This window comes from Sulfitobacter pontiacus (genome assembly GCF_040790665.1).
In the GTDB taxonomy this organism is placed as follows: domain Bacteria; phylum Pseudomonadota; class Alphaproteobacteria; order Rhodobacterales; family Rhodobacteraceae; genus Sulfitobacter; species Sulfitobacter pontiacus.
Genome location: NZ_CP160849.1, coordinates 2,663,195 through 2,689,891 on the forward strand (window position 1 = coordinate 2,663,195; position 26,697 = coordinate 2,689,891).

26 protein-coding genes, 1 tRNA gene and 1 pseudogene are annotated in these 26,697 nt (G+C 60.9%); 11 read left to right on the forward strand and 17 right to left on the reverse strand.

Features of this window, described 5'->3' with window-relative positions; genetic code table 11:
* Positions 1-69 precede the first annotated feature (69 nt).
* Entirely contained in the window at positions 70-1,038 is a 969-nt protein-coding gene (locus AB1495_RS13150) for a TRAP transporter small permease subunit (RefSeq protein WP_074634991.1), read from the forward strand.
* 15 nt (positions 1,039-1,053) lie between these two features.
* Positions 1,054-3,408: a TRAP transporter large permease subunit gene (locus AB1495_RS13155; RefSeq protein WP_037944179.1), complete on the forward strand. Its 2,355-nt coding sequence runs from the start codon at positions 1,054-1,056 to the stop codon at positions 3,406-3,408.
* Positions 3,409-3,504: 96 nt separating this feature from the next.
* Here the strand turns inward: AB1495_RS13155 and AB1495_RS13160 are convergent, their stop codons facing one another.
* From AB1495_RS13160 to AB1495_RS13170, 3 genes are all read right to left on the reverse strand, one after another.
* Complete coding sequence (locus tag AB1495_RS13160; RefSeq protein WP_005853310.1) at positions 3,505-4,326, reverse strand: arginyltransferase; 822 nt, start codon at positions 4,324-4,326, stop codon at positions 3,505-3,507.
* 67 nt (positions 4,327-4,393) lie between these two features.
* On the reverse strand, positions 4,394-4,840 hold the full coding sequence (locus AB1495_RS13165; RefSeq protein ID WP_074635199.1) for an RDD family protein: 447 nt from the start codon (positions 4,838-4,840) through the stop codon (positions 4,394-4,396).
* Positions 4,841-4,909: 69 nt separating this feature from the next.
* Complete coding sequence (locus tag AB1495_RS13170; protein ID WP_074634990.1) at positions 4,910-5,317, reverse strand: DUF2852 domain-containing protein; 408 nt, start codon at positions 5,315-5,317, stop codon at positions 4,910-4,912.
* 227 nt (positions 5,318-5,544) lie between these two features.
* Between AB1495_RS13170 and AB1495_RS13175 the strand changes: the two are divergent.
* The 5 genes and pseudogenes from AB1495_RS13175 to AB1495_RS13195 all read left to right on the forward strand — a co-directional run bounded on the left by AB1495_RS13175 (position 5,545) and on the right by AB1495_RS13195 (position 11,222).
* Positions 5,545-8,358: pseudogene (locus AB1495_RS13175) on the forward strand (glutamine-synthetase adenylyltransferase).
* Entirely contained in the window at positions 8,355-8,627 is a 273-nt protein-coding gene (locus tag AB1495_RS13180) for a hypothetical protein (RefSeq protein WP_074634988.1), read from the forward strand. Before AB1495_RS13175 ends, AB1495_RS13180 begins: the two are co-directional and overlap by 4 nt.
* A 148-nt stretch (positions 8,628-8,775) precedes the next feature.
* Positions 8,776-9,393, forward strand: coding sequence for a DUF6778 family protein (locus tag AB1495_RS13185; protein WP_074634987.1), 618 nt, complete (start codon positions 8,776-8,778; stop codon positions 9,391-9,393).
* Positions 9,394-9,450: 57 nt separating this feature from the next.
* A complete protein-coding gene (locus AB1495_RS13190) occupies positions 9,451-10,677 on the forward strand; it encodes an RSP_2647 family RNA methyltransferase (protein ID WP_074634986.1) in 1,227 nt (408 codons plus the stop codon).
* Complete coding sequence (locus AB1495_RS13195) at positions 10,677-11,222, forward strand: RSP_2648 family PIN domain-containing protein (protein ID WP_074634985.1); 546 nt, start codon at positions 10,677-10,679, stop codon at positions 11,220-11,222. Before AB1495_RS13190 ends, AB1495_RS13195 begins: the two co-directional genes overlap by 1 nt.
* On the opposite strand, the gene AB1495_RS13200 is transcribed toward AB1495_RS13195, so the two are convergent.
* From AB1495_RS13200 to AB1495_RS13225, 6 genes are all read right to left on the reverse strand, one after another.
* Complete coding sequence (locus AB1495_RS13200) at positions 11,219-11,902, reverse strand: M48 family metalloprotease (protein WP_074634984.1); 684 nt, start codon at positions 11,900-11,902, stop codon at positions 11,219-11,221. The genes AB1495_RS13195 and AB1495_RS13200 overlap by 4 nt on opposite strands.
* Positions 11,903-12,013: 111 nt before the next feature.
* On the reverse strand, positions 12,014-12,439 hold the full coding sequence (locus AB1495_RS13205) for an OsmC family protein (protein WP_074634983.1): 426 nt from the start codon (positions 12,437-12,439) through the stop codon (positions 12,014-12,016).
* A gap of 84 nt (positions 12,440-12,523) precedes the next feature.
* Complete coding sequence (locus AB1495_RS13210; protein ID WP_009826960.1) at positions 12,524-13,711, reverse strand: VWA domain-containing protein; 1,188 nt, start codon at positions 13,709-13,711, stop codon at positions 12,524-12,526.
* Between the two features lie 3 nt (positions 13,712-13,714).
* Positions 13,715-13,888 (reverse strand): hypothetical protein, encoded by a 174-nt coding sequence (locus AB1495_RS13215; protein ID WP_005853331.1) that lies wholly within the window; start codon positions 13,886-13,888, stop codon positions 13,715-13,717.
* 18 nt (positions 13,889-13,906) lie between these two features.
* A complete protein-coding gene (locus AB1495_RS13220; RefSeq protein WP_005853333.1) occupies positions 13,907-15,271 on the reverse strand; it encodes a DUF2927 domain-containing protein in 1,365 nt (454 codons plus the stop codon).
* A gap of 335 nt (positions 15,272-15,606) precedes the next feature.
* On the reverse strand, positions 15,607-16,446 hold the full coding sequence (locus AB1495_RS13225) for a MoxR family ATPase (protein WP_037945011.1): 840 nt from the start codon (positions 16,444-16,446) through the stop codon (positions 15,607-15,609).
* A 163-nt stretch (positions 16,447-16,609) separates the two neighbouring features.
* Between AB1495_RS13225 and dksA the strand changes: the two genes are divergently transcribed.
* The gene (gene dksA / locus AB1495_RS13230) at positions 16,610-17,032 is read left to right on the forward strand and encodes an RNA polymerase-binding protein DksA (RefSeq protein ID WP_037945012.1); all 423 of its coding nucleotides are present in this window, start codon (positions 16,610-16,612) and stop codon (positions 17,030-17,032) included.
* A gap of 113 nt (positions 17,033-17,145) precedes the next feature.
* Entirely contained in the window at positions 17,146-18,315 is a 1,170-nt protein-coding gene (locus AB1495_RS13235; protein WP_074635198.1) for an FAD-dependent monooxygenase, read from the forward strand.
* Between the two features lie 13 nt (positions 18,316-18,328).
* Here the strand turns inward: AB1495_RS13235 and AB1495_RS13240 are convergent, their stop codons facing one another.
* The gene (locus tag AB1495_RS13240; protein WP_074634982.1) at positions 18,329-19,378 is read right to left on the reverse strand and encodes an ornithine cyclodeaminase; all 1,050 of its coding nucleotides are present in this window, start codon (positions 19,376-19,378) and stop codon (positions 18,329-18,331) included.
* A gap of 21 nt (positions 19,379-19,399) precedes the next feature.
* Positions 19,400-20,320 carry an arginase gene (gene rocF / locus AB1495_RS13245; RefSeq protein ID WP_074634981.1) on the reverse strand — a complete coding sequence of 307 codons (921 nt, stop codon included), beginning with the start codon at positions 20,318-20,320 and terminating at the stop codon, positions 19,400-19,402.
* 111 nt (positions 20,321-20,431) lie between these two features.
* Here rocF and AB1495_RS13250 point away from each other — a divergent pair, with 111 nt between their 5' ends.
* Positions 20,432-20,869 carry an Lrp/AsnC family transcriptional regulator gene (locus AB1495_RS13250; RefSeq protein WP_037944188.1) on the forward strand — a complete coding sequence of 146 codons (438 nt, stop codon included), beginning with the start codon at positions 20,432-20,434 and terminating at the stop codon, positions 20,867-20,869.
* A 21-nt stretch (positions 20,870-20,890) separates the two neighbouring features.
* Here AB1495_RS13250 and AB1495_RS13255 read toward each other — a convergent pair whose 3' ends face one another.
* Positions 20,891-21,358 (reverse strand): disulfide bond formation protein B, encoded by a 468-nt coding sequence (locus AB1495_RS13255; RefSeq protein WP_074634980.1) that lies wholly within the window; start codon positions 21,356-21,358, stop codon positions 20,891-20,893.
* On the reverse strand, positions 21,358-21,936 hold the full coding sequence (locus AB1495_RS13260) for a YqaA family protein (protein WP_009826966.1): 579 nt from the start codon (positions 21,934-21,936) through the stop codon (positions 21,358-21,360). Before AB1495_RS13260 ends, AB1495_RS13255 begins: the two co-directional genes overlap by 1 nt.
* Before the next feature lie 123 nt (positions 21,937-22,059).
* On the opposite strand from AB1495_RS13260, the gene AB1495_RS13265 reads away from it, so the two are divergent.
* Positions 22,060-22,143: transfer RNA gene (locus AB1495_RS13265), tRNA-Leu, on the forward strand.
* 171 nt (positions 22,144-22,314) lie between these two features.
* Here the strand turns inward: AB1495_RS13265 and AB1495_RS13270 are convergent.
* The 4 genes from AB1495_RS13270 to AB1495_RS13285 are packed head-to-tail and all read right to left on the reverse strand — an operon-like array spanning position 22,315 to position 26,692.
* On the reverse strand, positions 22,315-23,241 hold the full coding sequence (locus AB1495_RS13270; protein ID WP_074634979.1) for a carbohydrate kinase: 927 nt from the start codon (positions 23,239-23,241) through the stop codon (positions 22,315-22,317).
* Positions 23,238-24,794 (reverse strand): mannitol dehydrogenase family protein, encoded by a 1,557-nt coding sequence (locus AB1495_RS13275; RefSeq protein WP_244268848.1) that lies wholly within the window; start codon positions 24,792-24,794, stop codon positions 23,238-23,240. Before AB1495_RS13275 ends, AB1495_RS13270 begins: the two co-directional genes overlap by 4 nt.
* A 50-nt stretch (positions 24,795-24,844) precedes the next feature.
* Complete coding sequence (locus AB1495_RS13280) at positions 24,845-25,849, reverse strand: ABC transporter ATP-binding protein (protein ID WP_064215727.1); 1,005 nt, start codon at positions 25,847-25,849, stop codon at positions 24,845-24,847.
* A gap of 12 nt (positions 25,850-25,861) precedes the next feature.
* Complete coding sequence (locus AB1495_RS13285; RefSeq protein WP_074634977.1) at positions 25,862-26,692, reverse strand: carbohydrate ABC transporter permease; 831 nt, start codon at positions 26,690-26,692, stop codon at positions 25,862-25,864.
* Positions 26,693-26,697: the final 5 nt, after the last annotated feature.

Genomic DNA, 26,697 nt, shown 5'->3' on the forward strand with positions numbered 1-26,697 from the left:
GCGCGCAAAGCGAGGACAATTTTCGCACCAAGCCCAAACTGAAACCGGGCGGGCGAAGGGGGGATATCAATGGCAGAAGATGCAGTATGCGCTGGATTTTTCCGCGCGGCGGAAGGGGCCAAGATCAGCTGCTTGGACCAGTTCCAAGAGGGCAACCTGATCAGCTTCATTCTGGGCAACCTACTTGAAGCGTTCTACAATTTCTTTGCAGCGGTGCTGAACCCGTCCATGTGGCTGGACTGGTCCAACAGCGAAGCCTTGATGCGGTTCATCTATTACGGTGCCTCGGTAGAGCTGTTCTTTGTCTTGCTCGTCGGACTGCTGATCGTCACGGCTGTCGGCATCTGGGAACGCAGCTTTATGTGGGGCTGTGTGCGCGGGCTTGAAGGCTTCGCCAATGTCACCGGGCGTTTCTTTGCCTGGGCCGGGCTTTTGATGGTGCTGCAACAGATCATCATCGTCTTCATGCAACGTATTTTCACCCGGCCTGATATCTCTATCGGCTTTGGTATTCCGCTGCAGTTCGACATCAGCTGGTTTGCAGAAGAGTTGAAGCTTTTCAATGCGTTGGTCGTCTGTCTTTGTGTGTCCTACACCTTTGTACAAGGCGGGCATGTGCGTGTTGACCTTTTCTATGCCGGCGCAAAATTCCGTACTAAGCGCGTGATCGACATGTTCGGCGCGCTGTTCTTCATGATCCCCTTTGCGATTGTCACATGGCTTTATGGCTGGTTCTTCCTGTGGCGCCATCTGGTGACACCGAACCCATCGGCCTCTGACCGGTTGGAGCTGCTGCTGCGCAAGGCGCGCTTGCTCAAGTGGAACGTGGAAACCATCGGCTTTTCGCCCAACGGGTTCAACGGCTACTTCTTGTTCAAGATCCTGCTGTGTGCCTTCTGCGCAATGGTGATCTTGCAAGCAATATCAGTGTTTTATCGCGCTTTGTTAGAGTTCCGTGAAGGGCCTGAAAGCGAAGATAAATATCTCGACCGCGATACGTTGGGCGAGGGCGAAGAAGCCTATGAGGGCACACATTAATTCAAGGGGCGTCCCATGCTATTTGGTCTCGACGGGGTCGAAATTGGCCTGATCATTGTTTTTGCCTGCCTCTTTGGCGGCATCCTGTCCGGTTTCCCGGTGGCCTTTGCCATCGGCGGTGCTGGCATCATCTCTTTCGGTATCATCGCCGCACTCGATAGTGCGGGTCTGATGGTGCATCAGGCGATTGACCAATCGTCGCAAGCCTATCGCGATCTGGTGAACTCGGGCGTTCCCAATGACGCGGTATCGAAATTCCGCTATCCGGATTTGCCGCTGATCGGTGAATCTGTATTCCCCCAAGGCTGGGAAGTCGCGCTGGACCGGAACGTCAGCTTTATCGTGAACCGTATGAACGAACGCGTTCTGGCGGGGCAGTCGATCGAGACGCTGTTGGCGGTTCTGATGTTCGTTCTGATGGGCATCACGCTGGAACGCTCCAAGATCGCGAACGACCTGTTGACCACGATGGCGCGCGTCTTCGGACCGCTGCCCGGTGGTTTGGCGGTGTCGATTGTGGTTGTGGGCGCGTTTCTTGCGGCCTCTACCGGGATCGTGGGCGCGACGGTTGTCACCATGGGGCTGCTGGCGCTGCCGACCATGTTGCGCAACAACTATTCGCCTGAAATTGCGACAGGTGTCATCGCGGCGTCTGGTACTTTGGGCCAGATCATTCCGCCGTCCATCGTTATCGTCCTTCTGGGCACATTGGCGGGCGATCTATACTCCGCCGCCCAGGAAGCGCGTGCCACCGCCGTTGGCTGTACCGATGCGCTGACCTACTTGGGCCAGCCCGCAGTTGTGTCTGTAGGGACGCTGTTCCAGGCCGCGTTGCTGCCGGGGATCATGCTGGCGTTGCTTTATGCGCTTTACGCCTTTGTATATGCGCTGCTGAACCCTGAAAAGGCGCCCGCCGTGCCGATGGGGGCGACCAATGCCGAACCCATAACGCGGGGCGAGGGCTTTACCTGGTTCCTTGGTATGCCAGCCCTGCTGATCGTGGGCACGATTGTTCTTGGCAACCTTGGCATCGTGGGCAGCCAGTCGACTGTTGTGTCCAGCTTTAGCGACATCGGGCAGGGTGCCAGCCTGCGCACCAACGTAGGCGAGGCCTGTCAGGCCGCGATGATCGAACTGCATGGGCAAAGCGCATGGGATCAAGCGGTGACCGAGCAAGCCGCGATCGAGGCGGCGGGCGGTCAACAGGCCAGCGAAAAGCTGACCGAAGAAGCGCTGGCCGCCAAGCAGGCTGAAAAGATCGCCAATGCCGCCCCCATCGGGACCGGTGTTGCGATCATCCTGATCCTGCTGGCACTGGTCATGACGACCGGTCGCGGTGTCGCCCCATCGGCGGACAAACGGCCGCTGATCATCGGTGGCATCGGTCTGGTGCTGACACTGCTGGTCGATATCCTGCTGGTCGGTCCGGCCACGTCCTCGGGCACGATGGTGCTGCTGATGGCGCTGCCTTTCGTGGCTGTCATGTATGGTGTGGTCTATGCGCTGAAGCTTTGCGCCGGTAACGAGCTGATCCGCGTGGTCTTCCCGCCGCTGGTCCTGATCGTTGCGGTACTGGGGTCGATCCTTGGCGGGATCACCAACCCGACGCCCGCGGCGGCCTTGGGGGCAGGTGGCGCGATCATGCTGGCCGCCTATCGCAAGCTCAAGGATATGGACCGGTCGCCCAAGGTGATCATCTGGTCCACCCTGGCCATCCTGATCGCGATCCTTGTCGGCGTGAACTTTGACCTGCGCATCAACCAAGAGGGCGTGAGCGTCGAAAGCTGGTTTGCCTTCTTCGTCGCCTATGGCGCGTATCTGTACGCGGTGTTCGGTCTGCTGTTCTCGTGCTGGATCCTTTATACCTCGGGCGTGCTAAGCCCCGTGGTCCGCGAGACGGCCAAGGTGACCTCGATGGTGTTTACCATCCTGATCGGATCGCAGTTGCTGAACCTTGTGGTGATCTCCTTTGGTGGCGAACACTACATCCAGCAGTGGCTGAAAAGCTTCGACAACGAGCTGACGGTCTTCCTGATCGTGATGCTGGTGCTCTTTGTGCTGGGCTTCGTGCTCGACTTCCTCGAGATCATCTACATCGTGATCCCGATTGTCGGGCCGGTGATCTACGGCGGCACTTTCGACCCGAAGTGGGTGACGATCATGATTGCGGTGAACCTGCAAACCTCGTTCCTGACACCGCCTTTTGGCTTCGCGCTTTTTTACCTGCGCGGCGTGGCCCCGGCGAGCGTCACCACCTCGCATATCTACCGCGGGATCATTCCTTTCGTCTTGATCCAGGTCGGGGCACTGGCACTGTTGTGGATGTTCCCGGTCATCGTGACCATCGTGCCGGACCTGATCCCCAATTGATCGGGGGTCAGGCCACCACAAAACAAAAGGCACCCTGCGGGGTGCCTTTTTCGTTTCAGCGGATGACAGCGGTTCAATACGCCTCAGCGTTACGATTTACCCTTTGGTCGGGCTCAGATCGGGGAGGGCGATATTGGCCACCTGTTCGGCAATCGGGTCGGTGTTCAGCGGATGCTGTTCGGGTTCGAAATCATCGGGGTTGCGCATCTTCTGCCACGCGCCGCCCATATAGACCTCAAGCCCCGAGAACTTGGCCTTATAGCCCATCTTGGGGCTGCCGGGCACCCAATAGCCTAGATATACATAAGGCAGACCCGCCGCACGGGCGATTTCGATGTGGTCAAGGATGATGTAATTTCCCAACCCGTCACGGGGCCGGTCAGGGCTGTAGAACGAATAGACCATGCTCACCCCGTCATCGAGCACATCCGTCAGGCAGACGCCAATCAGCTCGCGGGTTTGGGTATCGGTATATTCGATCACACGGCTGCGGATCGGGGTTTCCTCGATCATCGCGGCGAATTCGAAGACATCCATATCGGCCATGCCACCGTCTGCATGGCGGCTGTCAAGATAGGTGCGGAAGAGGTCGTATTGCTCTTCCGTGGCCCAAGGCGATGTCGCCCGCCGCGTCAGCCCCGCGTTGCGCTTGATCGTGCGCTTCTGGCTTTTGCTGGGGGTGAAGTCGGCCACGTTGATGCGCGCTGACAGACAGGCCGCGCAATCCGTGCAAGACGGGCGATACAGTACATTCTGCGACCGCCGGAAGCCTTGCCCCGACAGGCTGTTGTTCAGCTTGGTCGCGGAGTCGCCCTGCAGCGCGGTGAACAGTTTACGTTCCATCCGGCCGTCCAGATACGGGCAGGGCTGTGGCGCAGTCACATAGAACTGCGGAGCGATGGGGAGTGTATGGCGCATGAAAATCCGTTGTTGTTCGGAGGAAATTCTAACAACTGGTCCAAAGCGCGCCAAGCACAAGTTTGGGTCAGTTCACGCTTTCGACACGACGGTTCAGCGGGACTGTGCCGAGGATCACGTCGCTCAGGCTCTGGTGGCGCGAGGTGGCGCAGATGAGAATGATCGAAATCACCTGCAAAGGCATCATGGCAACGCTGACCGTATAGCCCGAAGTATGCAAGAACGCCGAGGCCAGATCCAGCGGTTCATCGCGCGCCGTGCGCAACTCCATGCCGAACAGGCGCATGCCCCAGGTGGCCGACCCGCTGGCAAGCGTCGCGACACGGTAGGTAAAGCCCACCATCAGCATCAGCAGCGGGAAAAAGAACAGGCCGGTGAAGGCGGTGAACGGCAGGATCAACACGCTGGTGATCAACACCAGCAGGGCGTCAACAACCCAAGCCATGAACCGTTTGGTCGGAATACCGCTATAGAATTCAGGCTGGTCGAATGGATCGGGGGTGGTGGGGGTCATCATGTCCTGTCCCTTGAGAAAATCGGCCCCCCGCCGTGGCGGAGGGGGTGTTGATTGAACGCGCAGGCTTTAGGCCTTTTGCGCATCATCGTCGTTTTTGGAGCCTTCGGCCATGAACTGGTCGAACTCTGCCTTATCCTTGGCGTCGCGCAGACGGCTCAGGAAGGCTTCAAAATTGGTTTGCTCTTCCTCCAGACGGGCCAGGGTGTCGGCCTTATAGGCATCAAAGGCGGCGTTTCCGGTTGAACGTCCGGTGATAGACCCACGGCGGGCGCGTTTGCTGCAAGACGAAGATTTAAACATGCGTTTGCTCCAGATCATATAGGCAAGAAGGGCAAGGCCAAGCGGCCAGAAAAGAATGAAACCGACAACCATGGCGGCGATCCAGGCACCTTTGCCCTTGTCGTCAAGAAAGTCCTCGGTACGGCCCAGCCAACTGCGTTGTGCGGTGTAGGTGGGTGCATAGGTCTGTGTCATCAAGTTCCCTTTCGGTCAGAGTGTGGTGGCCCTGAACGCTGCGGGCCGGTGCGGTGGCGGGCAATGTAAATGCCTTTCACATTACAATAGATCGGGGTGCGCCCTGTGGTTTGCAAGGGATAATGTAAATCTTTTTTACATTATTTGGATTTGCACGTATTTGGCGGGGGTTAGCAGGTGCCACGGCACCATTGACGACGGGCATAGAACCAGCGAATGCTTGGCGTATGAGAACACTTGCCAGTCAGATCACCCGCTGTCCCCGCATCTTTACGGCCGATCAGGCGCAGGATGCGCGCGCGCTCTTTCCCGATGCGCCGCCCGAAATTGCCGCGCTTGTGGCGGGGGCGGGATCGACGTCGCCCTATCTTCTGGGGTTGATGCAAAAGGAAACCGACTGGTGTCATGCGGCCTTCGATGATCCCGCAGGGGCGGTGCAGCAGGTGATCGACAGCGCGGGCGCGGTGCCTCCGGACCAGTTGTCCAGTCATCTACGGCAGGGCAAACGGCGCGTGGCGCTGATGACGGGGCTGGCTGATCTGGCGGGGGCTTGGTCGCTGGAGGAGGTGACCGGCGCGCTGACCGATTTTGCCGACGCCGCCGCCCAAGCCGCGCTGACCGCAGGGCTGAAAGCGCAGATCAAACGCGGCAAGCTGCCCGGCATGACGGAAGAGGACGCCGACAGCGGCGCAGGCATGGTCGTGCTGGCTATGGGCAAGATGGGCGCACGCGAGCTGAATTATTCGTCCGATATCGATCTGATCTGCCTGTTCGACGAAACGCGTTTTGACGCCAGCGATTTTCACGATGCCCGCACCGCCTTTGTCCGCGCCACCCGCGCGATGAGCGGGACGCTCAATGATCTCACGGGCGAGGGCTATGTCTTTCGCACAGACCTGCGGCTGCGGCCCGATTCCGGTGTGACGCCCGTGTGCATCGCGATGGAAGCGGCAGAACGGTATTACGAAAGTCTGGGCCGCACATGGGAGCGTGCCGCCTATATCAAGGCACGCCCTGCGGCGGGCGATCTGGCGGCGGGTGATCAGTTCCTTTCGGTGCTGCGACCCTTCGTCTGGCGCAAGCATCTGGATTTTGCCGCGATACAGGACGCCCATGACATGCGCCTTGCGATCCGCGAGCACAAAGGGTTGGGGGGCAGTGTCTCGCTTTCGGGGCACAATATGAAGCTGGGGCGCGGCGGTATCCGCGAGATCGAATTCTTCACCCAGACCCGTCAGCTGATCGCCGGTGGGCGCGACGCAGATCTGCGCGTGCGCGGCACCTGCGAAGGCATGGCCGTGCTGGCGGAAAAGGAATGGATCCCCTCAGAAGTCGCCGAGACGCTGTGCGATCACTACCGCGCGCATCGTACCGTGGAACACCGCGTGCAGATGATCCGTGACGCCCAGACCCATACGTTGCCCCAAACGGACGAGGGGTTCGACCGGCTGGCCGCGATGATGGATATGGATGTCCCCGCGCTGCGCAGTGACCTTGAACGGCGGCTGGAAGAGGTCCACCAACTGACCGAAGGGTTCTTTGCGGGCTCGACCTCACGCCCTGAAGCGGCTGCCCCGCCCGAGGAACATGTCTTTGACGCTGCGATCGTGGACCGTTGGCTGAACTACCCCGCCTTGCGCAGCGCCCGGGGGGCGGAGCTTTTTGCAGAGCTGAAACCTGGATTGCTGGCGCGTCTCGCACGGGCCACCAAACCGGACGAGGCATTGCTGGCCTTTGACGGCTTTCTTGGCGGGCTGCCCGCGGGGGTGCAGTTATTCTCGTTGTTGAAGATCAACCCGCAACTCTCTGATTTGCTTGTTGATATCGTCAGCGCGTCACCCGCGCTCGCCGCTTATCTGTCGCGCAATGCGCAGGTGTTCGACGCGGTGATAGGCGGGGATTTCTTCAGCGAATGGCCGGCAGAGGACGCTTTGGTCGACAGTCTGACAGAGGTGCTGGAGGCCGAAGAGGATTATGAGGCGCGGCTGGATACCTGTCGTCGATGGGCCAAGGAATAGCATTTCCGTATCGGGGTGCATCACCTGCGCGGGCTGATTGATGCGGCGACGGTGGGCGCGCAATATGCCGATCTGGCGCGGGCGGTTTTGCGCGGGCTCTGGCCGGTGGTGATCGACGAATTCTCGCGCCGTCACGGGCCGCCGCCGGGGCGCGGTGCGGTGCTGGTCGGGATGGGATCGCTTGGCGCGCGCCGCCTGACCGCTGCCTCTGATCTGGATATGATTGTGGTCTACGATTCCGCTGGCGTCGAAAGCTCTGACGGCGCGCGCCCGCTGGCGTCGCGGCTGTATTATGCGCGGTTGACGCAGGCGATGATCACCGCGATGACCGCGCCGATGGCCCAAGGCAAGCTTTACGAAGTGGACATGCGCTTGCGGCCCTCGGGAACGCAGGGGCCGGTGGCGACCAGCCTTGCGAGTTTTGAAAGCTATCAGATGGGGCAGGCCTGGGTGTGGGAGCATCTGGCCCTGACCCGCGCCGATTGTGTGACCGGCCCCGATGATCTGATGCAGGATGTGGCGCGCCTGTGCGACAAGGTGCTCGCCCGTTCGCGCGACCGTGCCGATACCCTGCACGAGGTCGCGGCGATGCGCGCACGTCTGGCAACGGCCAAGGCGGCGGGCGGCATCTGGGATGCCAAGAACGGGCCGGGGCGCTTGCAGGATATCGAATTGCTGGCGCAGGCCGGGGCCTTGCTGGCGGGCACCACGGCGCGGGATATCACCTCTGCGCTCGGGGATGCGGAGGCGCAGAACGTCATCACCGCCGATCAGGCAGAGGTGCTGCGTCGCGTCTACCGCACCTGTTGGGCGCTGCAATCCGCGACGCGGTTGCTGTCATCCTCTGTCCTACGCGAGGATTCTCTGGGGCAGGCGGGTTTGCGGTTTCTGTGCCGCTCCCTCGATGTGGACACGCCCGAAGAACTGCACGCGCATCTCGCGCAAAGCTACGATCAGGCCGCGACGATCATCGCCGATGCACTTGCCGCTTACGTAGATAAGGCGGACGGGGGCGCGACATGAGCAAAGGGGACCCCAGCGATCCCAAAGGGCTGATCTTTGAATCCTACCGCATAGAGGGGATCACCCAGGCGGAGTGTCGGTCAATCTTTCTGGATTGGGCGCTCAGCCTGCCAGCGGAAGCGGATACCAAAGCCGCCCTGCGCGCCTTGTTGGACAGCGTGGCAGCAGAGAAGCAAGACCATCCCATGACCGAAGTGATGCAAGAGGGGTTGATCGACATGGCCACGCCTCGGCGGCGCGGCGGCTGGCGCACCCGACCGCGCAGCTAGACAGGCCGACATTAAGGCGCAAACGTGCCGAAATACCCTAATGATGCCTTAGGTTTTGAACATTCCTGCCCCATTCCTGCCTTAATTGAGCAGCATTACCGTTACATGGCTGCACAATCCGTATCGTCAGCAGCTTTTGGAGGGGTAAATGAAACATCATAAACTGTTGATCGCTTTGGCCTGTGCCGCTGCCGTGTCCGGTTGTGCACCGGCGGATATTGCCAGCCGGAATGCGATGTATGACACATCCTCGACCCGCATGTCCTTGCTGGACAATCTGAACGCCTACCAGCCCGATACGTTGCTGGACGCGGTACATATCCAGCACACCAACGTCTCTGTGCCCGATCACCTGCGGGTCGCACAAGCGCCAAGCCTGCTGCAATCGGCCGACATCGTCTGGCATGGCGAAGCAGACACGGACCGCCGCGATCAGGTGCGCGCGATCTTCGAGGCCGCGATCCGCCAGGGGGCGGTGACTGCCTATGGTCCCGTGCCCGCCGCGCTGGAGGTCGAGGTCTTGCGGTTCTACAACCCCGTCTCGGAAGCCCCGTCGGCAGAGTTTATCCTGACCGTTGTCGATGCCCGCAATGGCAACCCGCTGGCCGAGCCCCGTCAGGTCGCGGTAGAGCTGAGCAGCTTTGCGCCCCCCGTCGCAGAGGCGCAGCCGGACAATGCGGTGATGATCCATGATCTGGCCCGTGCGATTGAACAGCAGCTCGCCACACCGGGCAGCTATAAACGCACGAAACTTGCCGCCTATTAAGGCCGCAATCGAACTCTGCGCTTCCCCAAACGCGCGGAACCGACTAATGGGGGCGGTATGACAACGCCCCTTTCCCCTCCCGCTTCGACCGACCCTTCCGATTTGCCTGTGGTGCGCCTGCTGCCCAAGGCGAATGCCCGCGCCATCCGGCACGGGTTTCCCTGGGTTTATGCCAACGAAATGGTCACCGACCGACGCACCAAGGCGCTTGCGCCCGGCAGTCTCGCGCTGCTGGAAGACAGCGCCCGTCAGGTGATGGGGGTGGTCGCGGTGAACCCGGCCTCCAAGATCTTCTGCCGGATGCTGGACCAGAACGCGCAAGCCGTGGTGAACCAGAACTGGTTCGAGGCCCATATCAATCGCGCCGTGCAACTGCGTGACCAGATGTATGACGCGCCCTATTACCGGTTGATCCACGCCGAAGCCGATGGGTTGCCCGGTGTGGTGATCGACCGCTTTGGCGATACGGCCGTCATTCAGGCCAACGCCGCATGGGCCGATGTGCATATCAATGCGCTGACAGCAGCGCTGGTGGAACAAACCGGCGTGCGCCATGTGCTCAAGAACGCGTCGGGCCGGACCCGCAGCCTTGAAGGGCTGGATGACGTAAGCGGTGTGCTGCATGGCGAGGCCCCAAGCGCGCCTGTGCAAGTGCCGATGAACGGTGCTATCTATATGGCTGACCTCACCGGCGGCCAGAAAACCGGCCTGTTCTACGACCAACGCCCGAACCACGCCTTCGCGGCGAACCTGTCCAAAGGCAAACGCGTGCTGGATGTCTTCGCCCATGTTGGGGGGTTCTCACTCGCCGCGCTGGCAAATGGCGCGTCTTCTGCGGTTGCGGTCGATGGATCGGCGCCCGCGCTTGAATTGGCGCAGCAGGGCGCGGAGGCTATGGGCGTCACGGACCGCTTTGCCACGCGCCAGGGCGACGCCTTTGACATCCTGACAGCACTGCGGGCGGAAGGCGAAGAGTTCGACGTGGTGATCTGCGATCCGCCCGCCTTCGCCCCCGGTAACCCCGCGCTTGAAGCCGGTCTGCGCGCCTATGAACGTGTGGCGCGTCTGGCGGCGCAACTGGTGGCCGAAAACGGCGTGCTGGGTCTGTGTTCCTGTTCCCATGCGGCGGATCTGACGCAGTTCCGCACCGCATCTGTGCGCGGTATCGGTCGTGCGGGACGGCGCGCGGCGCTGCTGCATACCGGTTTCGCCGGTCCTGACCACCCGCAGCTGCCGCAACTGGCCGAGACGGGATACCTCAAGTCGTTGTTCTTCCGCCTGTAATGGCGCTGCGCATCCTGATCGACGCTTGCGTGCTCTATCCAACCGTCATGCGCGAGATGGTGATGGGCGCGGCGCGGGCGGGGGTGTTTGAACCGCTGTGGTCCGCGCGCCTGTTGGAAGAATGGGCGCGCGCCGCGATCAAGCTTGGCCCCGAGGGCGAGGCACAGGCCCGCGCAGAGATCGCCTTACTGCGCGCCGCCTGGCCCAAGGCGGAAGTGCCCCCGAGCCCCGGTGTGGCGGCACGGCTGTACCTGCCGGATGAAAACGACGTGCACGTGCTGGCCGCCGCGATCACCGGCCATGCCGATATTATCATGACGCTGAATGCCAAGGATTTCCCCCGTGGCACCTTGGCTGAAGAGGGGTTGGCGCGGGTCGATCCCGACAGCTACTTACACGGCGTCTGGCTGGCGCAGCCGCAGGCGATGGAAGCTGTCGCCGCCCATGTTCTGGAAGAGGCACGCCGTCTGTCAGGCCACCCGTGGGAGATGCGACCGTTGCTGAAGAAAGCAAGGCTGCCGCGGCTGGCAAAGGCGCTTGGTTAACGATCCCAGGCGGATCGCAGCGCAGTGAGCGCGTCGATCCTGTCTGCGGTCTTCGGGTGGCTCAGCAGCCAGGCGGGGGCGGTGCCGTGGTTGCTTTGGGTCAGTGCCTCCAGCTTCTCGAACAAGGAAATCTGTGGCGCGATGCCGATACCCGCTTTGGTTAGCAAGGCGGCGGCATAGGCGTCCGCCTCGTATTCATCGCTGCGCGACAGGCGCGCGGCCAGGAGCGTCGCCAGCATATTGGCGATCCAGATACCGACACCGGGGAGGATACGCCCCAAGATCATCCCAAGCGCCGCGCGCATGGCATTCTGCCCAGAAAAATCGATCATCCGTCTTCGTGAATGCCCCAAGGCCACATGGCCGAGCTCATGTGCAATCACACTCGCGAGCTCCTCGGCGGTGACGGCACCGGATTTGAATTTCTCGTAAAAACCGCGGGTAATGAAGATCCGCCCATCGGGGGCGGCAAGACCATTGACGGGGGCGACTTCGTAGATATGCACCTTGATCCGCGGCAGATCGAGGGCGCTGGCCAGTTTCGATGTCATCTCGCGCAGGGCAGGGTCGAGCAGTTCTGTCGATTTGTCATCCAGCTCTTTCGCGGTGCGCCAAGCGGAAAAGCGATACATGGCAAGCCCGTAGAGCACGGCGAGAAGGATGGGGAGGATGCGGATCATGTATCCAATATGGACGGGGGGGCGCGGGGTGCAAGGGTGGAATGAGTATTTGGGAAAGGGTGAAGGGGCAAAGACAAGGGCCGCGGGTGGGCGCGGCCCTTGGGGGCAGGGTCAGGATAGTTTTGCGTCCATCGTGATGTCGGCGGTCATCAGTTTGGAGATGGGGCAGTTTTCCTTGGCGGTTTTGGTCGCCTCTTCGAACTGCTCTTGTGTGGCATCGGGAATGACACATTCAACGTCAAGGTGGATCGTCGGCACGTGGAAGCCGCCGTCTTTTTGTTCAAGGAAGACGGTGGCCTTGGTTTCGATGCTATCGGCGACCAGATCGTAGTCTTCAAGGATCATTGACAGCGCCATCGAAAAACAGGACGCGTGGGCCGCGCCGATCAGCTCTTCGGGGTTGGTGCCGTCTTTGCCTTCGAAACGGGTGTTAAAGCCGTAGGGTTGGTCACTGATCACGCCGGTCTGGGTGGAGACATGGCCTTTGCCCTCTTTGAGGTTGCCTGTCCATTTTGCGGAGCCTGATTTCTTGATCATGGGAATTCCTTTCACCATTTGGGTTCATGGTGAAAACGCGGGGGCGCGGTGGAATGTTCCGATCTGTGGTGGGGTGGCGGCTGATTACCGGGTCAGGGTCTTCATCCCGCGGCTCAGCCCCTCGAGGGTCATGGGCACCATTGCCTCTGCGCCAAAGATTTCCTGCACCATCTTGATGGATTGTGTGTAGGGCCAGTATTTCTCGGGGATCGGGTTGATCCAGAGGTTGCTGTTCCATTGTTCGCGCGCCCGAGAGAGCCAGACCGATCCGGCCTCGGCGTTCCAGTGTTCATTGGCGCCACCGGGGTAGGCGATTTCGTAAGGGGACATGGACGCGTCGCCCACAAAGATGCATTTGTAATCCGGCCCGTAGGTGCGCAGCACTTCCATCGTGTCCAGCTGTTCTGTCCAGCGGCGGCGGTTGTCGCGCCAGACGCCTTCATACAGGCAGTTGTGGAAGTAGAAGTGTTCGAGGTGTTTGAATTCGGACTTGGCAGCGCTGAACAGTTCTTCGACGGTTTTGATATGCGGATCCATAGAACCACCCACATCCAGGAACAGCAGCACCTTGACCGCGTTGCGCCGCTCGGGTCGGGTTTTGACATCGAGGTAGCCGTGTTCAGCCGTCGCACGGATGGTGCCGCCCAGATCAAGTTCGTCATTGGCACCGTCACGGGCCCACCGGCGCAGACGTTTCAGCGCGACCTTGATGTTGCGGGTGCCCAGTTCGACCGTGTCGTCGAGGTTCTTGAATTCGCGTTTGTCCCAGACCTTGACCGCACGCTGGTGGCGCGATTCATTCTGGCCGATGCGCACGCCTTCGGGGTTGTAGCCATAGGCCCCGAAGGGCGAGGTGCCTGCGGTGCCAACCCATTTATTGCCCCCCTGATGGCGGCCTTTCTGTTCCTCGAGCCGTTTGCGCAGCGTCTCCATCAGCTTGTCAAAACCGCCCGCGGCCTCGATCTCGGCCTTTTCCTCGGGGGTGAGGTGCTTTTCGGCCATTTTCTCCAGCCACTCGTGCGGGATGTCCACGGCCTCCATCACATCGTCGAGGCTGATGTTTTCAAGGCCCGAGAAGGCAGCCGCAAAGGCGCGGTCGAATTTGTCGATGTTGCGTTCGTCTTTGACCATGCTGGTGCGCGCGAGATAGTAGAAGGCATCGACATCATAGGTCGCGAGCCCGGCTGCCATCCCGTCGAGAAAGGCGAGAAACTCGCGCATGGACACCGGCACCTTGTGTTGGCGCAGTTGGTCAAAGAACGGCAGAAACATGAATTACGCTCCGGTTAGGACTCGGTCCAGAACGACTGTAAGGATCATGCCGACGATGATAAAGGCCATCGCAAACCCGGCCGCGTATTGTGCGATATCCTTGCGGTTGCCGTTGCGTTTACGGGCGGTCAGCCCCCCGATAACAGCGCCGATCACGGCGAGAAGTATGACGATCATTTTAACCCATTTCGCTAGTTATTTGAGCGGGTTAAGCGACGCGATCTCGCGCATTTTGGCCCGCACAGCCCAGTCAGAGCCAAATCCGTACCGTGCCCAGCCCAAACTGTCCAGCCTGACGGCCTGTGCCTCGGCCGCGCGGTTCTCAAGCTCGAGCGCTTCGGCACGCAGCAACAGCAGGGTGCTGAGCAGGGCGGCGTTCTCGCGTCGGCGTGCGGTGTCGATATGCGGCGCGATCAGACGTAGCGCTTCGGCACCCTGACCCTTGGAGACTGAATAGGCCCCCAGTTGCGTCGCCACATAGGCGCGGTGCAGATCGGTGCCGGGGGTGCGGGCGTAGAAGAGATCGGACATCTTGTATTGTTCATGCGCGGCTTCAGCATCACCTGATTGCAATGCGCGCCCCATGGCGTAATGGGCAAACGCGCGGCGGTGATCCTGCCAGCCCAGGCTTTGTGCGATCTTGATGGCGCTATAGGCCGCGTCCTGGCGTTGCCCGCTGGAGCGTCCGGGCCCGAGCGCGCCCTGAACAGCGGCATTCCAGGCGCGGGGGGTACGGGTCAGGAAGCGTGCTTTGGTCGATGTGCCGCCCGGATTGATCCGTGCCAGAATACCCGGCAGGGCGTTTGCCACCTGGCCTCGTGTCATGCCCGACCGCAGCGCCGGATCATAATAGGCGCGCAGGATCATCATATCAAATCCGGTCAGCACCGTATGCACATTGTCGTCGTTAAAGACGGAATCCGGCAGGCGATACAGATCGTTGAGAGGGCCAAGCGCTTGGGCCAGTTCTTCGTGCAGACAATCGCGGACCTCTTGCGGGCTGGCGTCATTGGGGATGAAGATCGACACGCGGCTGCGGGTTTTCAGCAAGGACCAGTTGGTCTGCGCGGTGCGGCGGACTTTCTTGTATTCATCAAGGCTGCTGACATTCGGGGCCACAAAACATGCGGCCTGGGGCAGCACCTTGCTGATGGTGCGACGGCTGACAGCTTCGACGGTGATATTGGCATTCGGGCCGCTGGTGGGGCTGATGTCGATCCGGGCCTCTTGCCGCAAGCGATTGAGCAGCGCGGTCAGATCGGGGCCAAGGGTCGGGGGCGGTGCACCGATGACGCGCACGGTGACCGGACCTTCGAAACGGGTGAAAACGGGGAGCTCCTTGCCGCTTTCCATGCGGAACGACAGTTCGATAAAATCGAGGCTGAGGTCGTTGTTGGAGCGCGGTGCCGGCAGCGATTGATGCACGGTGAACCGTTTCATCGCGGGCAAAGAAGAGGTTGAGGCGGGTTCCATCGCGGCGCGGGTCACCACACCGGGATGCGAGGCCGGAACGCAGGCGCTGATCGCCAGCATCAAGGGCAGCAAAAGGTATTTCTTCATGGATGCGACCCCGTTGTGGCAGGTGCAGGGACCGCACGGACAACTTTAACAGTCTCCAACACGCGGCGCACGAACGGTGCAAAAATCATATCCATCATCTACCTGACTGCCCTTTTGAGCTGATTACAGGTGTTTTTCGCCCGCCATCCAGACCATTCTAGGGAGCAACCATGTCAAAACAGAGAAAAATGTTAACAAATAAGGCAGGCTTATGACCATCGTTGCTTAGACGTCACAAATAGGACGGGCGCGTTTGCAGCCGTGAAATAACGCGCGGGCGGTTGGATATTCGCTTTATGCGGGATCAGGGCGCGGCGCACCGCGCCCCTTTGGGGTCACTTTTGCGCGCGTGCCATGAAAGCAAGCCGTTCGAACAGATGCACGTCTTGTTCGTTTTTCAGCAGCGCACCGTGCAACTTTGGCAGGGCGGACTTGCCGTCTTTTTTCAGATCGGCGGCATCCATATCTTCGGCCAGCAACAGCTTGAGCCAATCCAGCACTTCCGACGTGGATGGTTTTTTCTTCAGCCCTTGCTGTTCGCGGATTTCGTAGAATTGGGTCAGCGCCGTGGTCAGCAGGGATTCCTTGATGCCGGGGTGGTGGACCTCGACGATCTTGCGCAGCGTGTCCATCTCGGGGAACTGGATGTAGTGGAAGAAGCAGCGGCGCAAAAAGGCGTCGGGCAGCTCTTTTTCATTGTTCGAGGTGATGATGACGATGGGGCGGTTTTCGGCTTTGATCGTCTCGCCAGTCTCGTAGACGAAGAACTCCATCTTATCGAGCTCTTGCAAAAGGTCGTTGGGAAATTCGATGTCAGCCTTGTCGATCTCGTCGATCAGCAACACGGTTTTGCCTTCGGCCTCAAACGCCTGCCACAGCTTGCCCTTGCGGATGTAGTTTTTCACATCATGCACACGCTCTTCGCCAAGCTGGCTGTCGCGCAGGCGGCTGACGGCGTCATATTCGTACAGACCCTGTTGCGCACGGGTGGTCGATTTGATGTTCCATTCGATCATGGGCAGGCCAAGGGCGGCTGACACTTGTCGGGCAAGTTCCGTTTTACCTGTGCCGGGCTCACCTTTTACAAGCAGAGGTCGTTCCAGCGTCACAGCCGCATTCACCGCAATCGTGAGGTCATCTGTGGCGACGTAATCTTGAGTACCTTGGAATTTCATCTTGTTTTCAACCTTCTTCAACGCGCTATTCTTGGTCCTTAAACCAACAAACATAAGCATTGTGTAGTGACAATCCGCTAACGCTGCGTTAGATGCACGCCACGGGAGTGATGTCGGGAGACGCGCCTTCATGACAGGATTTAAGACCGCGATGGGGAATGATATGAAGCAGGAAGTTTTTTTGGCGGATGGTTATACACCTGCCGAAGACGAGCCGTTCATGAATGATCGGCAAGTCGAATACTTCAGACGCAAACTACTGAACTGGAAAGCCGAGCTGCTGGCAGGGAGCAGGGACACGATTGAGGGCTTGCAAGACGGGACACGCAACATCCCCGATGTGAACGATCGCGCCTCCGAAGAAACGGACCGCGCGCTGGAACTGCGCACACGGGACCGCGCCCGCAAGCTGGTCAGCAAGATCGACGGGGCGCTGCGCCGCATCGACGAGGGTGAATTCGGCTACTGCTCCGTCACCGGAGAGCCGATTTCGCTGAAGCGTCTGGATGCGCGACCAATCGCCACGATGAGCCTTGAGGCGCAAGAACGTCACGAGCGCCGCGAGAAAGTCCACCGCGACGATTGATCGTCCGGTAACGGGCCGCAAATGATCGCATTTGCGCGAGAATGATAATGAAAGCGCCGCGGTGAGAGCCCGGCGCTTTTGTGTATGAAGCTGGCACGACAGGCGAAAGCGAAATGGGCATCAGCAACGCAATTGTTATTGGTGGGGGTATCGGCGGCTTGGCCACTGCAGCGGCTTTGTCGCGCCGTGGCATGGCTGTCACGCTGCTGGAGCAGGCTCTGGCGATCACCGAGGTCGGTGCCGGCCTCCAGATCAGCCCCAACGGTATCGCGGTGTTGCGGGCCATGGGGCTCGACGCCAAGCTGACCGAACGCGCGGCGGTGCGCGGGCAGGCGGTGGTCTTGCAGGATTACAAGGCCGGGGCGCGGGTGGCGCGGTTGGACCTGATGCGCGGGCAGGGGGCATATCCCTATATGTTCGTGCACCGCGCCGATCTGGTGGACATCCTGCTGGGCGCGGCCAAAAGGGGCAATGTGACGATCGAACTTGGGGCCGAGGTGGCAGAGGTGACCTCCGGTGCCACACCGCAACTGCGCCTGACCGATGGGTCGCGCCGGCGGGCAGAGCTGATCGTTGATGCTAGCGGGATCCACAGCCGCGCGCGAGCGGTGTTGAATGGCGCGGATCAGGCAAAGTTCACCGGTCAGGTCGCGTGGCGCGCCGTTGTGGGCAATGATTTCAACCACCCCGACGAAGCCCATGTCACCATGGGGCCGGGCCGCCATCTGGTCAGCTACCCTTTGCGCGGCGGGCGGCTGGTCAATCTGGTCGCGGTAGAAGAGCGTGACAGTTGGGCCGCCGAAGGCTGGAACCATGCGGACGATCCGGCACACCTGCGAAATGCTTTTGCGGATTTTGGCGGGCGGGCTGCCGCGATGATCAATGCGGTTGAGGCCTGCACGCTTTGGGGGCTCCATCTGCATCCGGTTGCGCAGACGTGGCATCAGGGCGGGGTTGTCTTGCTGGGGGATGCCGCGCATCCGACTCTGCCGTTCCTAGCGCAGGGGGCCAATATGGCGCTTGAAGATGCATGGGTGCTGGCCGACAGCGTGCTGAACCACCAAGGCCCCCAATCGCTCGCCCGCTATCAAAGCCTGCGCCAACCCCGTGTTACCCGTGTCGTCAAAGCGGCGGCAGGCAATGCCGCGCGCTATCATTTGCGCCCCGGGCCTTTGCGGTCAGCCGCGCATCTGGGGCTAAAACTGGGCAGCACCCTTGCACCTTGGGCGATGGTCGGCGCGTTCAACTGGCTGTACCACCATGATGTGACCGCGCCGAAATAGGCTGACTTCGTCTTTACTTGGCCCGTTGCAACATGCCGAACAGATCCCGCGGATCTTCGGGGTCGGCCAGCAGGTCAAGCGGGTCGAAAAGATCGGTCGCCTTGATCTGGTCGCGCACATAGCGCAGCGCCGAGAAATCCTCGATCGCGAAGCCGACACTGTCGAACAGGGTGATCTGCTTGTCATCTGTGCGGCCCTGCGCCTGACCGGTCAGCACCTGCCAGATTTCGGTCACAGGATGATCCGGTTCAAGCTGCTGTATCTCGCCCTCGATCCGGGTCTGTTCGGGGTATTCCACAAAAATCCCTGCGCGGTGCAGGATCGCGGGGGCAAGCTCGGTCTTGCCCGGACAGTCGCCGCCGATGGCGTTGATGTGGATGCCGCTGCCGACCATATTATCTGTCAGGATGGTGGCATATTGCTTGTCCGCCGTGCATGTGGTGACGATTTGCGCGCCCAGCATCGCTTCTTCCGCGGTGTCGCAGGGCACGACCTTGATGCCCAGACCTTGCAGGTTGGCGGCGCATTTGGCGGTGGCATCTTTGTCGATGTCGTACAGACGCACCTCGTCGATGCCGGCGATGGCCTTCATCGCGAGGGTCTGGAATTCGGACTGCGCGCCGTTTCCGATCATCGCCATCACATGCGCGCCATTGGGGGCCAGCAACCGCGCCACCACGGCAGAGGTCGCCGCCGTGCGCAGCGCCGTCAGCATCGTCATCTCGGACAACAACACCGGATACCCGTTGGCCACATTCGCCAGCAGGCCAAAGGCGGTCACGGTCTGCAACCCCTCCGCCGTGTTCGAGGGGTGGCCGTTCACGTATTTGAACCCGTAGACCTCGCCGTCCGAGGTCGGCATCAGCTCGATCACGCCCTGTTCCGAATGGCTGGCTACGCGCGGGGTCTTGTCAAACAGCTCCCACCGTTTGAAATCCGCCTCGATATACTCCCCAAGCCCGATCAGCATGGGTTCTATCCCGATGTGGTGGATCAGCTTCATCATATTGTCGACGGAAACAAAGGGCACCAGCGCCTTGTCAGAGGGGGTCAGATTGGTCATGATCGTGGTCCTTTACTCAAATCAATAGGCGCGGGTGGGACGGTCGAATACGCGGCGGCCAAAGGCAGAGGCGGCCAGATCGACCATCAGCTGCGCGGTGCGGCCCCGTTCATCCAAGAATGGGTTTAGCTCTACCAGATCAAGCGAAGTCATCAGCCCGCTGTCATGGAGCATTTCCATCACCAGATGGCCTTCGCGCACGGTCGCACCGCCGGGGACGGTCGTGCCAACCGCGGGGGCAACGGACGGATCAAGGAAATCCACATCAAGCGAGACATGCAGCATCCCGTTCGCCGCAGCGACCTTTTCGAGGAAGGTGTTCAGCGGCGTGGCGATGCCCGTCTCGTCGATCTCGCGCATGTCGACGCGCTGGATAGTGGTTTCCTGCAGGGCCGCACGCTCTGCCGCGTCGACAGAGCGCAGGCCGATGATGGCGATATTATCGTGGGGCAGCGGGTAGGGCAGATCGGGGAAGGCATCAAAGCCCTCGCGCCCTGTCACATAGCCCAAAGGCGTGCCGTGCAGGTTGCCGCTGTCGGTGCTTTCGGGCGTGTGGAAATCGCTATGCGCGTCCAGCCACAGCACAAACAGGGGGCGTTCTAGTGCCTGCGCATGGCGCATCGCGCCCAACACGGTGCCGGAGGCAAGCGCATGATCGCCGCCCATGATGATCGGAGTGCCGTCCTGCAAGGCGGCTTGGGTGGCCTCGGCCAGACTGTGAGTCCAGGCGATGGTTTCCTCAAGCGCGTGCAGTTTCGGATGCTTTCCGGGCGTGAAGGGCGCAGGCGCGACATTGCCACGGTCTGTGACGCTATGGCCCAGGTCGGTCAGCGCGCCCGCCAATCCTGCGGTGCGATAGGCATCGGGGCCCATCAGACAGCCCAACCGGCGCTTGCCGCTATCCAGCGGGGCCCCAAGAAGAATACAGTTTTGTCCAGACATGGGTGAGATCCTTTTGTCAACGTTTCCAAGACGATATCTAGCTGGTCTGGTCAGAAACAATCATCTAAAGTGACCAAATCGGAGATAATTTGACCAAACTGGACAGCTAAGATGGACACAACGGACGAAGCAATTCTGGCAGCGCTGCGCGACGACGCGCGGGCGTCTCTGTCTGATCTGGCGGCGGCCTTGCGGCTGTCACGTACCACCGTGCGTGCGCGTCTCGCCCGTTTGCAACAAAGCGGAGAGATCCTGGGCTTTACCGTCGTGACGCGCTCGGACGTGCGGGCCGATCCGGTGCGCGGATTGATGATGATCGAGATCGAGGGCCGCGGCGCTGACCGCATCACCCGCACGCTGGCCGGTATGGCGGCGTTGCGTGCCGTGCATTCGACCAATGGCAGATGGGATGTGATCGTCGAGATCGGCACCAAAACGCTTGAGGAGTTCGACGAGGTTCTGGCCCGCATCCGCAAGCTAGACGGGGTGGTCGCGAGCGAGACGAGCCTTTTGCTCAAGACGCGAAAAGCAGGGCAGGCCGCCTCCTAGGGCTGCGGCCTGCGAGATGGTTCAGCGCGGCGTGCGCGCGGCAGAGGCCCAGAACGCCAGCAGGATGGCACAAATGACAGCGTTCCAACCCGCCATGGATAGGCCGAAAAGCTGCCATACGATGTCATCACACATGACCAGACCGGAGGGCGCGCTGGTAGACAGAAGATCGCTACCGCTCATCGCGCCTAGGTCCATACCGCCGCCGGTGCAGGACGACGGACCGGGCCAGAATTTCCATTCCACCCCCGCATGATAAACCCCGATCAGCCCCGTGATCGCCACCGACAGCGCGCCCAGCCAGATCAACGCCCGCGGCGCACCAAAGAGAACGATCACCCCGATCAGGATCGCCGCTGCATGGGGCCACCGCTGCCACAGGCACATTTTGCAAGGCGCATAGCCGCCGATGTGTTGGAACCCAAAGGCCCCCAACAGCAGCGCAGCAGACCCCAGCGTAGCAATCAGGACATAGGTGTTTCGCGTCATCACAGGTACCTCAGCAAGAAAAAGCTGCCGAACAGCAGCACGACAAATACCGTAAATACCAAAGGCAGACGGCGTTCAATAAAGTCGCGGATGGGTGCGCCAAATTTCCACAGCAGCGCCGCCACGATGAAGAACCGCAGCGCGCGTGCAAGGATCGAGGTCACGATAAAGGTCGCCAGCGGCATCCCCGTCCACCCCGACATGATTGTGATCACCTTGTAGGGGAAGGGCGTGACGCCCGCAGTCAGCACAGCCCAGAAGCCGACGCCGTTGAACCGGTCCGAGAATGCCGCCATCGCGTCGCCTTTGCCAAGGCTGGCAAGGATCGGTTGGCCCAATTGTTCAAATGCCAGCGCGCCAATGGCGTATCCCAGCAGGCCCCCCAAGACCGACGCGACCAGCGCGATCCCCGCGATCAGCCATGCGCGGTTCGGGCGCGCAAGGATCATCGGGATCATCAGCACATCCGGCGGAATGGGAAAAACAGAGCTTTCAAGGAATGCCACAACCGCAAGGGCCCAAAGCGCGTGCGGGTGGTTTGCCAGGCCCAGAACCCAGTCATATAGCCGTCGGATCATACTGCGGTCTCCGGTATTGTTTTCTGTTCAATGGCAACACCAGAACAATCGGACGGGGTCAAGCAAAAGCGGTAAAATTGCTCTTGCCGTGGGGCGCGTGGCACGGTAACAGACCCCCATTGTGCCCAAGTGGCGGAATGGTAGACGCAGGGGATTCAAAATCCCCCGCCGCGAGGCGTGCCGGTTCGAGTCCGGCCTTGGGTACCACCTTGTTCTTGCAAGGCTTTCCGTAAAATTCAGTTTTGATCGTCGATAGGTGTGAAGGTTGCTTTTGCAGCCTTGGCGATGTCGCGTCATTTTGTCCGTTGCATGTCAAAAACCGCGCAGGGTCGTGCTGCGCGGCTTTGTGAAAGGGTCCGTCTGGGGGTGTGGTCTGCGTTAAAGCTCGTTCGCCCAAGGCGGGTTGGCACCGGCGCGTGACACTGTGATGGCGGCGACGCGGGCGCCATATGTCATTGCGTCGCGCAAAGCGTCGGGATCAAGCGTGCCAAGGGCTTCCGGCGTCAGCAGGTCCAGTTCGGACAGCTTCGCCAGAAATCCCGCATTGAACGTATCACCGGCACCGATTGTATCGACGACGTTGGTCTTTACCGCGGGCACCGTGATGGATGTGCCGTCTGCAAGCGTTGCTATGGCACCCGCGGCCCCTTGGGTGACGATCACGACCGACGGGCCGGTGTCGAGCATTGCGCTGATCTTTTCGGCCTGCGTCAACGGGGCGGTGTTCAGCCAATCCAGATCCTCGTCCGAGACTTTGACGATATCCGCCTGGCTGATCATCGCCGCCATCCGGCGGCGGTAGCCCTCTGCGTCAGTGATGAAGAGGGGGCGGATGTTGGGGTCGATCATCACCGCCCGCGACCCGCCCTGACGTTCCAGCAAAGCTGCATAGGCGCTGGCACTGGGATCGCTGGCAAGGCTGATACCGCCAAAGAAAAGCGCGGTGATATCGCTCGGCAGCTCTGGCATATCCTCGGGGCGGATCATCCGACCGGCGGAGTTTTCGTCGAAGAATGAATAGCTTGCCTGCCCATCTTCAAGTTTCACAAAAGCCAATGTGCTAGGACGGACAGAGCGAATGATATGCGTGGTGTCCACGTCACTGGCCTTCAGCGCATCGGCGAGCTGATCGCCGAACATATCGCGCGACAATCCGGTAAGCATGCCCGCGCGGGCCCCCAATCGGCCAAGCGCGATAGCGGTGTTAAAGACCGCGCCGCCCGAATGGGGCACAAACCCGTCCGGCCCGTCGAGCGACGGGGCCGCGACCATATCGATCAATGCCTCCCCGCAACACAGGATCATTGCCCGGTCCCCGCGCGGTCACCAGCCAATGCGGCGGCCACATCCGGCTGATCGGTATAGACCGCAAGCGCGGCCTCGCAGCCTTCTGCCCAGATGAGCGAGAGCCAGTGTTCAAACGCCTCGGCAAAGGCCTGATGCTCGGCCAGATCGCCATAGATATGCCGCTGCGCAAGCCAGAGCTGCGGCGCTTCGCGCGCGGCCAGGGCCACAGCGTTGAGGCGCGCCCACTGCGGGTCGTTCGGCTCGATCTCTGTCCCGTCCATGCGGGTGCCTGCACACATACGGGCCCATAGCGCCTCTACCAGGGCCAGACCGGAGCAACTGCCCTTGGCCGCCAAGGCGTCGCGCAGGACCGGCAGGACAAACCCCGGATGTCGTGATGACCCGTCAAAAGCCACGCGCCGTGTGGTGTCGCGGATCGCGGGGTTGGCGAAACGTTTGGCGATCAAATCCACATAGGCCGCTGGTTCTTGACCGGGCACGGGGGCGACGTAAGGCGCAATTTCTTCGGCCTCGATCTTGCGGAACATGGCAGAGGTCAACGGGTGCGCCATGCAATCGGCGATGGTTTCCAAGCCCAGCAACTCTCCGGCGTTGGCCAAGACCTGATGCCCTGCGTTGAGGATGCGGATTTTCATCGCCTCGTAGTCATGCACCGCGTCGGTAAAGATCGCCCCCGCCTTGTCCCAGTCGGGGCGTCCGGCGCAGAAGTCGTCTTCGATCACCCATTGGCGGTAGTTCTCGTGGGTTACCGGTGCCGCGTCATCGACGCCAAGGCTTTGCGCCAGCGCGATTTCGTCAGGGCCGGTGGCGGGCACGATGCAATCCACCATAGAGTTCGGGAAGCTGCAGTTTTGTTCGATCCACTGGGCAAGCGCCGTGTCGCTTTGGCGGGCGAGGGTCACGACCGCCTGGCGCGTGGCGGTGCCATTGCCGCGTAGGTTGTCGCAGCTTTGGACCGTGAACGGACCGTGGCCCGCATCGCGCCGCAGCTTGAGCGCTGCAATGATCGCGCCGAAAACCGTCTTGGGCTGATCGGGCTGAGCGCGGTCATGCTGGATATCGGCGTGGGTCAGATCAAGCCCGCCGGTTTCGGGGTCGATGAAATAACCGCCCTCGGTCACGGTCAGCGACACGATGCGGATCGCGGGATCTGCCATCGCGGCAATCAGCGGCGCGTTGTCTTCGGCGATAGGGGTGTAGTCGATCATAGAGCCGACGACCTCTGCCGTGACACGACCGGGGGCAAGCTCGATCAAGGTGGTCAGATAGTCCTGCGCTTTAAGCTTGTCGCGCATCGCGCTGTCATAGGCCCGCACGCCAGCACCGATCAGTGCCCAGTCCTGCGCCAGACCCTGCTGCATCAGCTTGTGCAGATACCACGCCTGATGGGCGCGGTGGAAATTTCCCAGACCGATGTGGATGATCCCCGCAGAGAGCGCGGCGCGATCGTAATCGGGCGTACCAATACGGGCGGGCAGGTCACCAAGGCGATCCAGGGACAGCGGCACCGGAGGCGGCGCGTCGGTGTTTGTTATGGTCGGTTCATTCATGAGACCGCTTTCGTAGGAAGCAAAGTTAAAGGGCAGGGGCGCGCGGCGCTTCATGCGATGCGTAGGCCGTTGGCGTCGAAGCGGTGAAGCGAGTCCTCGCGCGGGGTCAGGAACACTCGGTCGCCGTGGCGCAAGCCCACTTCGCCGCGGGCACGGACGGTCATCATCTCGGTCAGGCCGGTGTCATAGACGTGGAAGAACGTGTCCGATCCCAAATGCTCCGACACTTTGACGACGCCGCTCCAGGTGCCTTCGGTTGTCGATACGTCGATGTGTTCCGGGCGGATGCCGATGGTATGCGCACCGTGTTTGGCCGCCTCGGGGCCCGAGATCAGGTTCATCTTGGGCGAGCCGATAAAGCCCGCAACAAAGGTGTTTCGGGGTGTGTGGTAAAGCTCAAGCGGGGAGCCGACCTGTTCGATCACACCGGCCTGAAGCACCACGATCTTGTCGGCCATGGTCATCGCTTCGACCTGATCATGGGTCACATAGATCATCGTCGTCTCAAGCCGTTTATGCAGCTCGGAGATTTCAAGCCGCATACCCACGCGCAAGGCAGCGTCAAGGTTGGACAGCGGTTCGTCGAACAGGAAGGCCGCGGGTTCGCGGACAATCGCCCGGCCAATCGCCACACGCTGGCGTTGCCCGCCCGACAGCTGGCCGGGTTTGCGGTCCAGATAGGCGGTCAGGTTCAGCGCTTTCGCCGCGGCATCAATGCGGCGGTTCTGTTCGTCCACGGGTATGCCCGCCATGCGCATCGGAAAGGCGATGTTCTTGCGCACGGACATATGCGGATACAGCGCGTAGGACTGGAACACCATCGCCAGACCGCGCTTGGCGGGGGGCACATGGGTGGCGTCCTGTTTGTCGATGCGGATTTGCCCGCCCGAGGTATCTTCGAGCCCTGCAATTAGGCGCAGCAGGGTAGATTTGCCGCAGCCCGAGGGGCCGACAAACACGGTGAATTCGCCGTCTTCGATGGTCAGGTCCAGCGGTGGGATGACTTCGACGTCACCGAAGCGCTTGGAAACCTTGTCTAATGTGATGCGTCCCATGGTGTTGCTTCCTTATTTCACTGCGCCAAAGGTCAGGCCGCTGACAAGTTGTTTCTGGCTGAACCAGCCAAGGATGAGGATCGGCGCGATGGCCATGGTCGAGGCCGCGCTAAGCTTGGCGTAGAACAACCCTTCGGGGCTGGAATAGCTGGCGATAAAGGCCGTCAAAGGGGCCGCCTTGGCGGCGGCGAGGTTGAGGGTCCAGAAGGCTTCATTCCAGGCGAGGATCACGTTCAGAAGCAGCGTGGAGGCGATGCCGGGGATCGCCATCGGCGTGAGGATATACAGCACCTCTTCGCGCAGGCTGGCACCATCCATACGGGCTGCCTCGAGGATCTCTCCGGGGATTTCCTTGAAGTAGGTGTAAAGCATCCAGATGATGATCGGCAGGTTGATCAGCATCAGCACCACGACCAGCCCCAGCTTGCTGTCCAGCAGACCCATTTTGATAAAGATGAGGTAGATCGGATACAGCACCCCGACCGCTGGCAGCATCTTTGTGGACAACATCCACAGCAGGATATCTTTGGTCCGGTTGGAGGGGACAAAGGCCATCGACCAGGCGGCGGGAACGGCGATCAGGATGCCCAGAACGGTAGAGCCCCCCGCGATCACCACCGAATTCCACAAGAACCGGCCGTAGTTCGAGCGTTCCTGCACCGCGGCGTAGTTCTCTAGTGTCCAGTCAAAGAACAGGAATACCGGCGGGTCTGCAATCGCCTGGGCTTCGGTCTTGAAGCTGGTCAGGATGGTCCAGAGGATCGGGAAGAAAATCAGCAGCCCGACGCCCCATGCGAGTGCGGTGTTCAGAGCCTTGCGTTGTGTGGTCGTTGCACGTGCCATGACGG

Coding starts and splice junctions, on each gene's coding strand:
- AB1495_RS13170 (WP_074634990.1), bottom strand. CDS start 5,317: ATGACACAGACCTATGCACCCACCTACACCGCACAACGCAGTTGGCTG.
- dksA (WP_037945012.1), top strand. CDS start 16,610: ATGAAGCAGGAAGTTTTTTTGGCGGATGGTTATACACCTGCCGAAGAC.
- AB1495_RS13250 (WP_037944188.1), top strand. CDS start 20,432: ATGGACACAACGGACGAAGCAATTCTGGCAGCGCTGCGCGACGACGCG.
- AB1495_RS13280 (WP_064215727.1), bottom strand. CDS start 25,849: ATGGGACGCATCACATTAGACAAGGTTTCCAAGCGCTTCGGTGACGTC.
- AB1495_RS13190 (WP_074634986.1), top strand. CDS start 9,451: ATGACAACGCCCCTTTCCCCTCCCGCTTCGACCGACCCTTCCGATTTG.
- AB1495_RS13160 (WP_005853310.1), bottom strand. CDS start 4,326: ATGCGCCATACACTCCCCATCGCTCCGCAGTTCTATGTGACTGCGCCA.
- AB1495_RS13215 (WP_005853331.1), bottom strand. CDS start 13,888: ATGATCGTCATACTTCTCGCCGTGATCGGCGCTGTTATCGGGGGGCTG.
- AB1495_RS13275 (WP_244268848.1), bottom strand. CDS start 24,794: ATGAATGAACCGACCATAACAAACACCGACGCGCCGCCTCCGGTGCCG.
- AB1495_RS13195 (WP_074634985.1), top strand. CDS start 10,677: ATGGCGCTGCGCATCCTGATCGACGCTTGCGTGCTCTATCCAACCGTC.
- AB1495_RS13270 (WP_074634979.1), bottom strand. CDS start 23,241: ATGATCCTGTGTTGCGGGGAGGCATTGATCGATATGGTCGCGGCCCCG.
- AB1495_RS13225 (WP_037945011.1), bottom strand. CDS start 16,446: ATGAAATTCCAAGGTACTCAAGATTACGTCGCCACAGATGACCTCACG.
- AB1495_RS13165 (WP_074635199.1), bottom strand. CDS start 4,840: ATGACCCCCACCACCCCCGATCCATTCGACCAGCCTGAATTCTATAGC.
- AB1495_RS13200 (WP_074634984.1), bottom strand. CDS start 11,902: ATGATCCGCATCCTCCCCATCCTTCTCGCCGTGCTCTACGGGCTTGCC.
- AB1495_RS13150 (WP_074634991.1), top strand. CDS start 70: ATGGCAGAAGATGCAGTATGCGCTGGATTTTTCCGCGCGGCGGAAGGG.
- AB1495_RS13210 (WP_009826960.1), bottom strand. CDS start 13,711: ATGTTTCTGCCGTTCTTTGACCAACTGCGCCAACACAAGGTGCCGGTG.
- AB1495_RS13235 (WP_074635198.1), top strand. CDS start 17,146: ATGGGCATCAGCAACGCAATTGTTATTGGTGGGGGTATCGGCGGCTTG.
- AB1495_RS13285 (WP_074634977.1), bottom strand. CDS start 26,692: ATGGCACGTGCAACGACCACACAACGCAAGGCTCTGAACACCGCACTC.
- AB1495_RS13205 (WP_074634983.1), bottom strand. CDS start 12,439: ATGATCAAGAAATCAGGCTCCGCAAAATGGACAGGCAACCTCAAAGAG.
- AB1495_RS13155 (WP_037944179.1), top strand. CDS start 1,054: ATGCTATTTGGTCTCGACGGGGTCGAAATTGGCCTGATCATTGTTTTT.
- rocF (WP_074634981.1), bottom strand. CDS start 20,320: ATGTCTGGACAAAACTGTATTCTTCTTGGGGCCCCGCTGGATAGCGGC.
- AB1495_RS13255 (WP_074634980.1), bottom strand. CDS start 21,358: ATGACGCGAAACACCTATGTCCTGATTGCTACGCTGGGGTCTGCTGCG.
- AB1495_RS13220 (WP_005853333.1), bottom strand. CDS start 15,271: ATGAAGAAATACCTTTTGCTGCCCTTGATGCTGGCGATCAGCGCCTGC.
- AB1495_RS13240 (WP_074634982.1), bottom strand. CDS start 19,378: ATGACCAATCTGACCCCCTCTGACAAGGCGCTGGTGCCCTTTGTTTCC.
- AB1495_RS13260 (WP_009826966.1), bottom strand. CDS start 21,936: ATGATCCGACGGCTATATGACTGGGTTCTGGGCCTGGCAAACCACCCG.
- AB1495_RS13180 (WP_074634988.1), top strand. CDS start 8,355: ATGAGCAAAGGGGACCCCAGCGATCCCAAAGGGCTGATCTTTGAATCC.
- AB1495_RS13185 (WP_074634987.1), top strand. CDS start 8,776: ATGAAACATCATAAACTGTTGATCGCTTTGGCCTGTGCCGCTGCCGTG.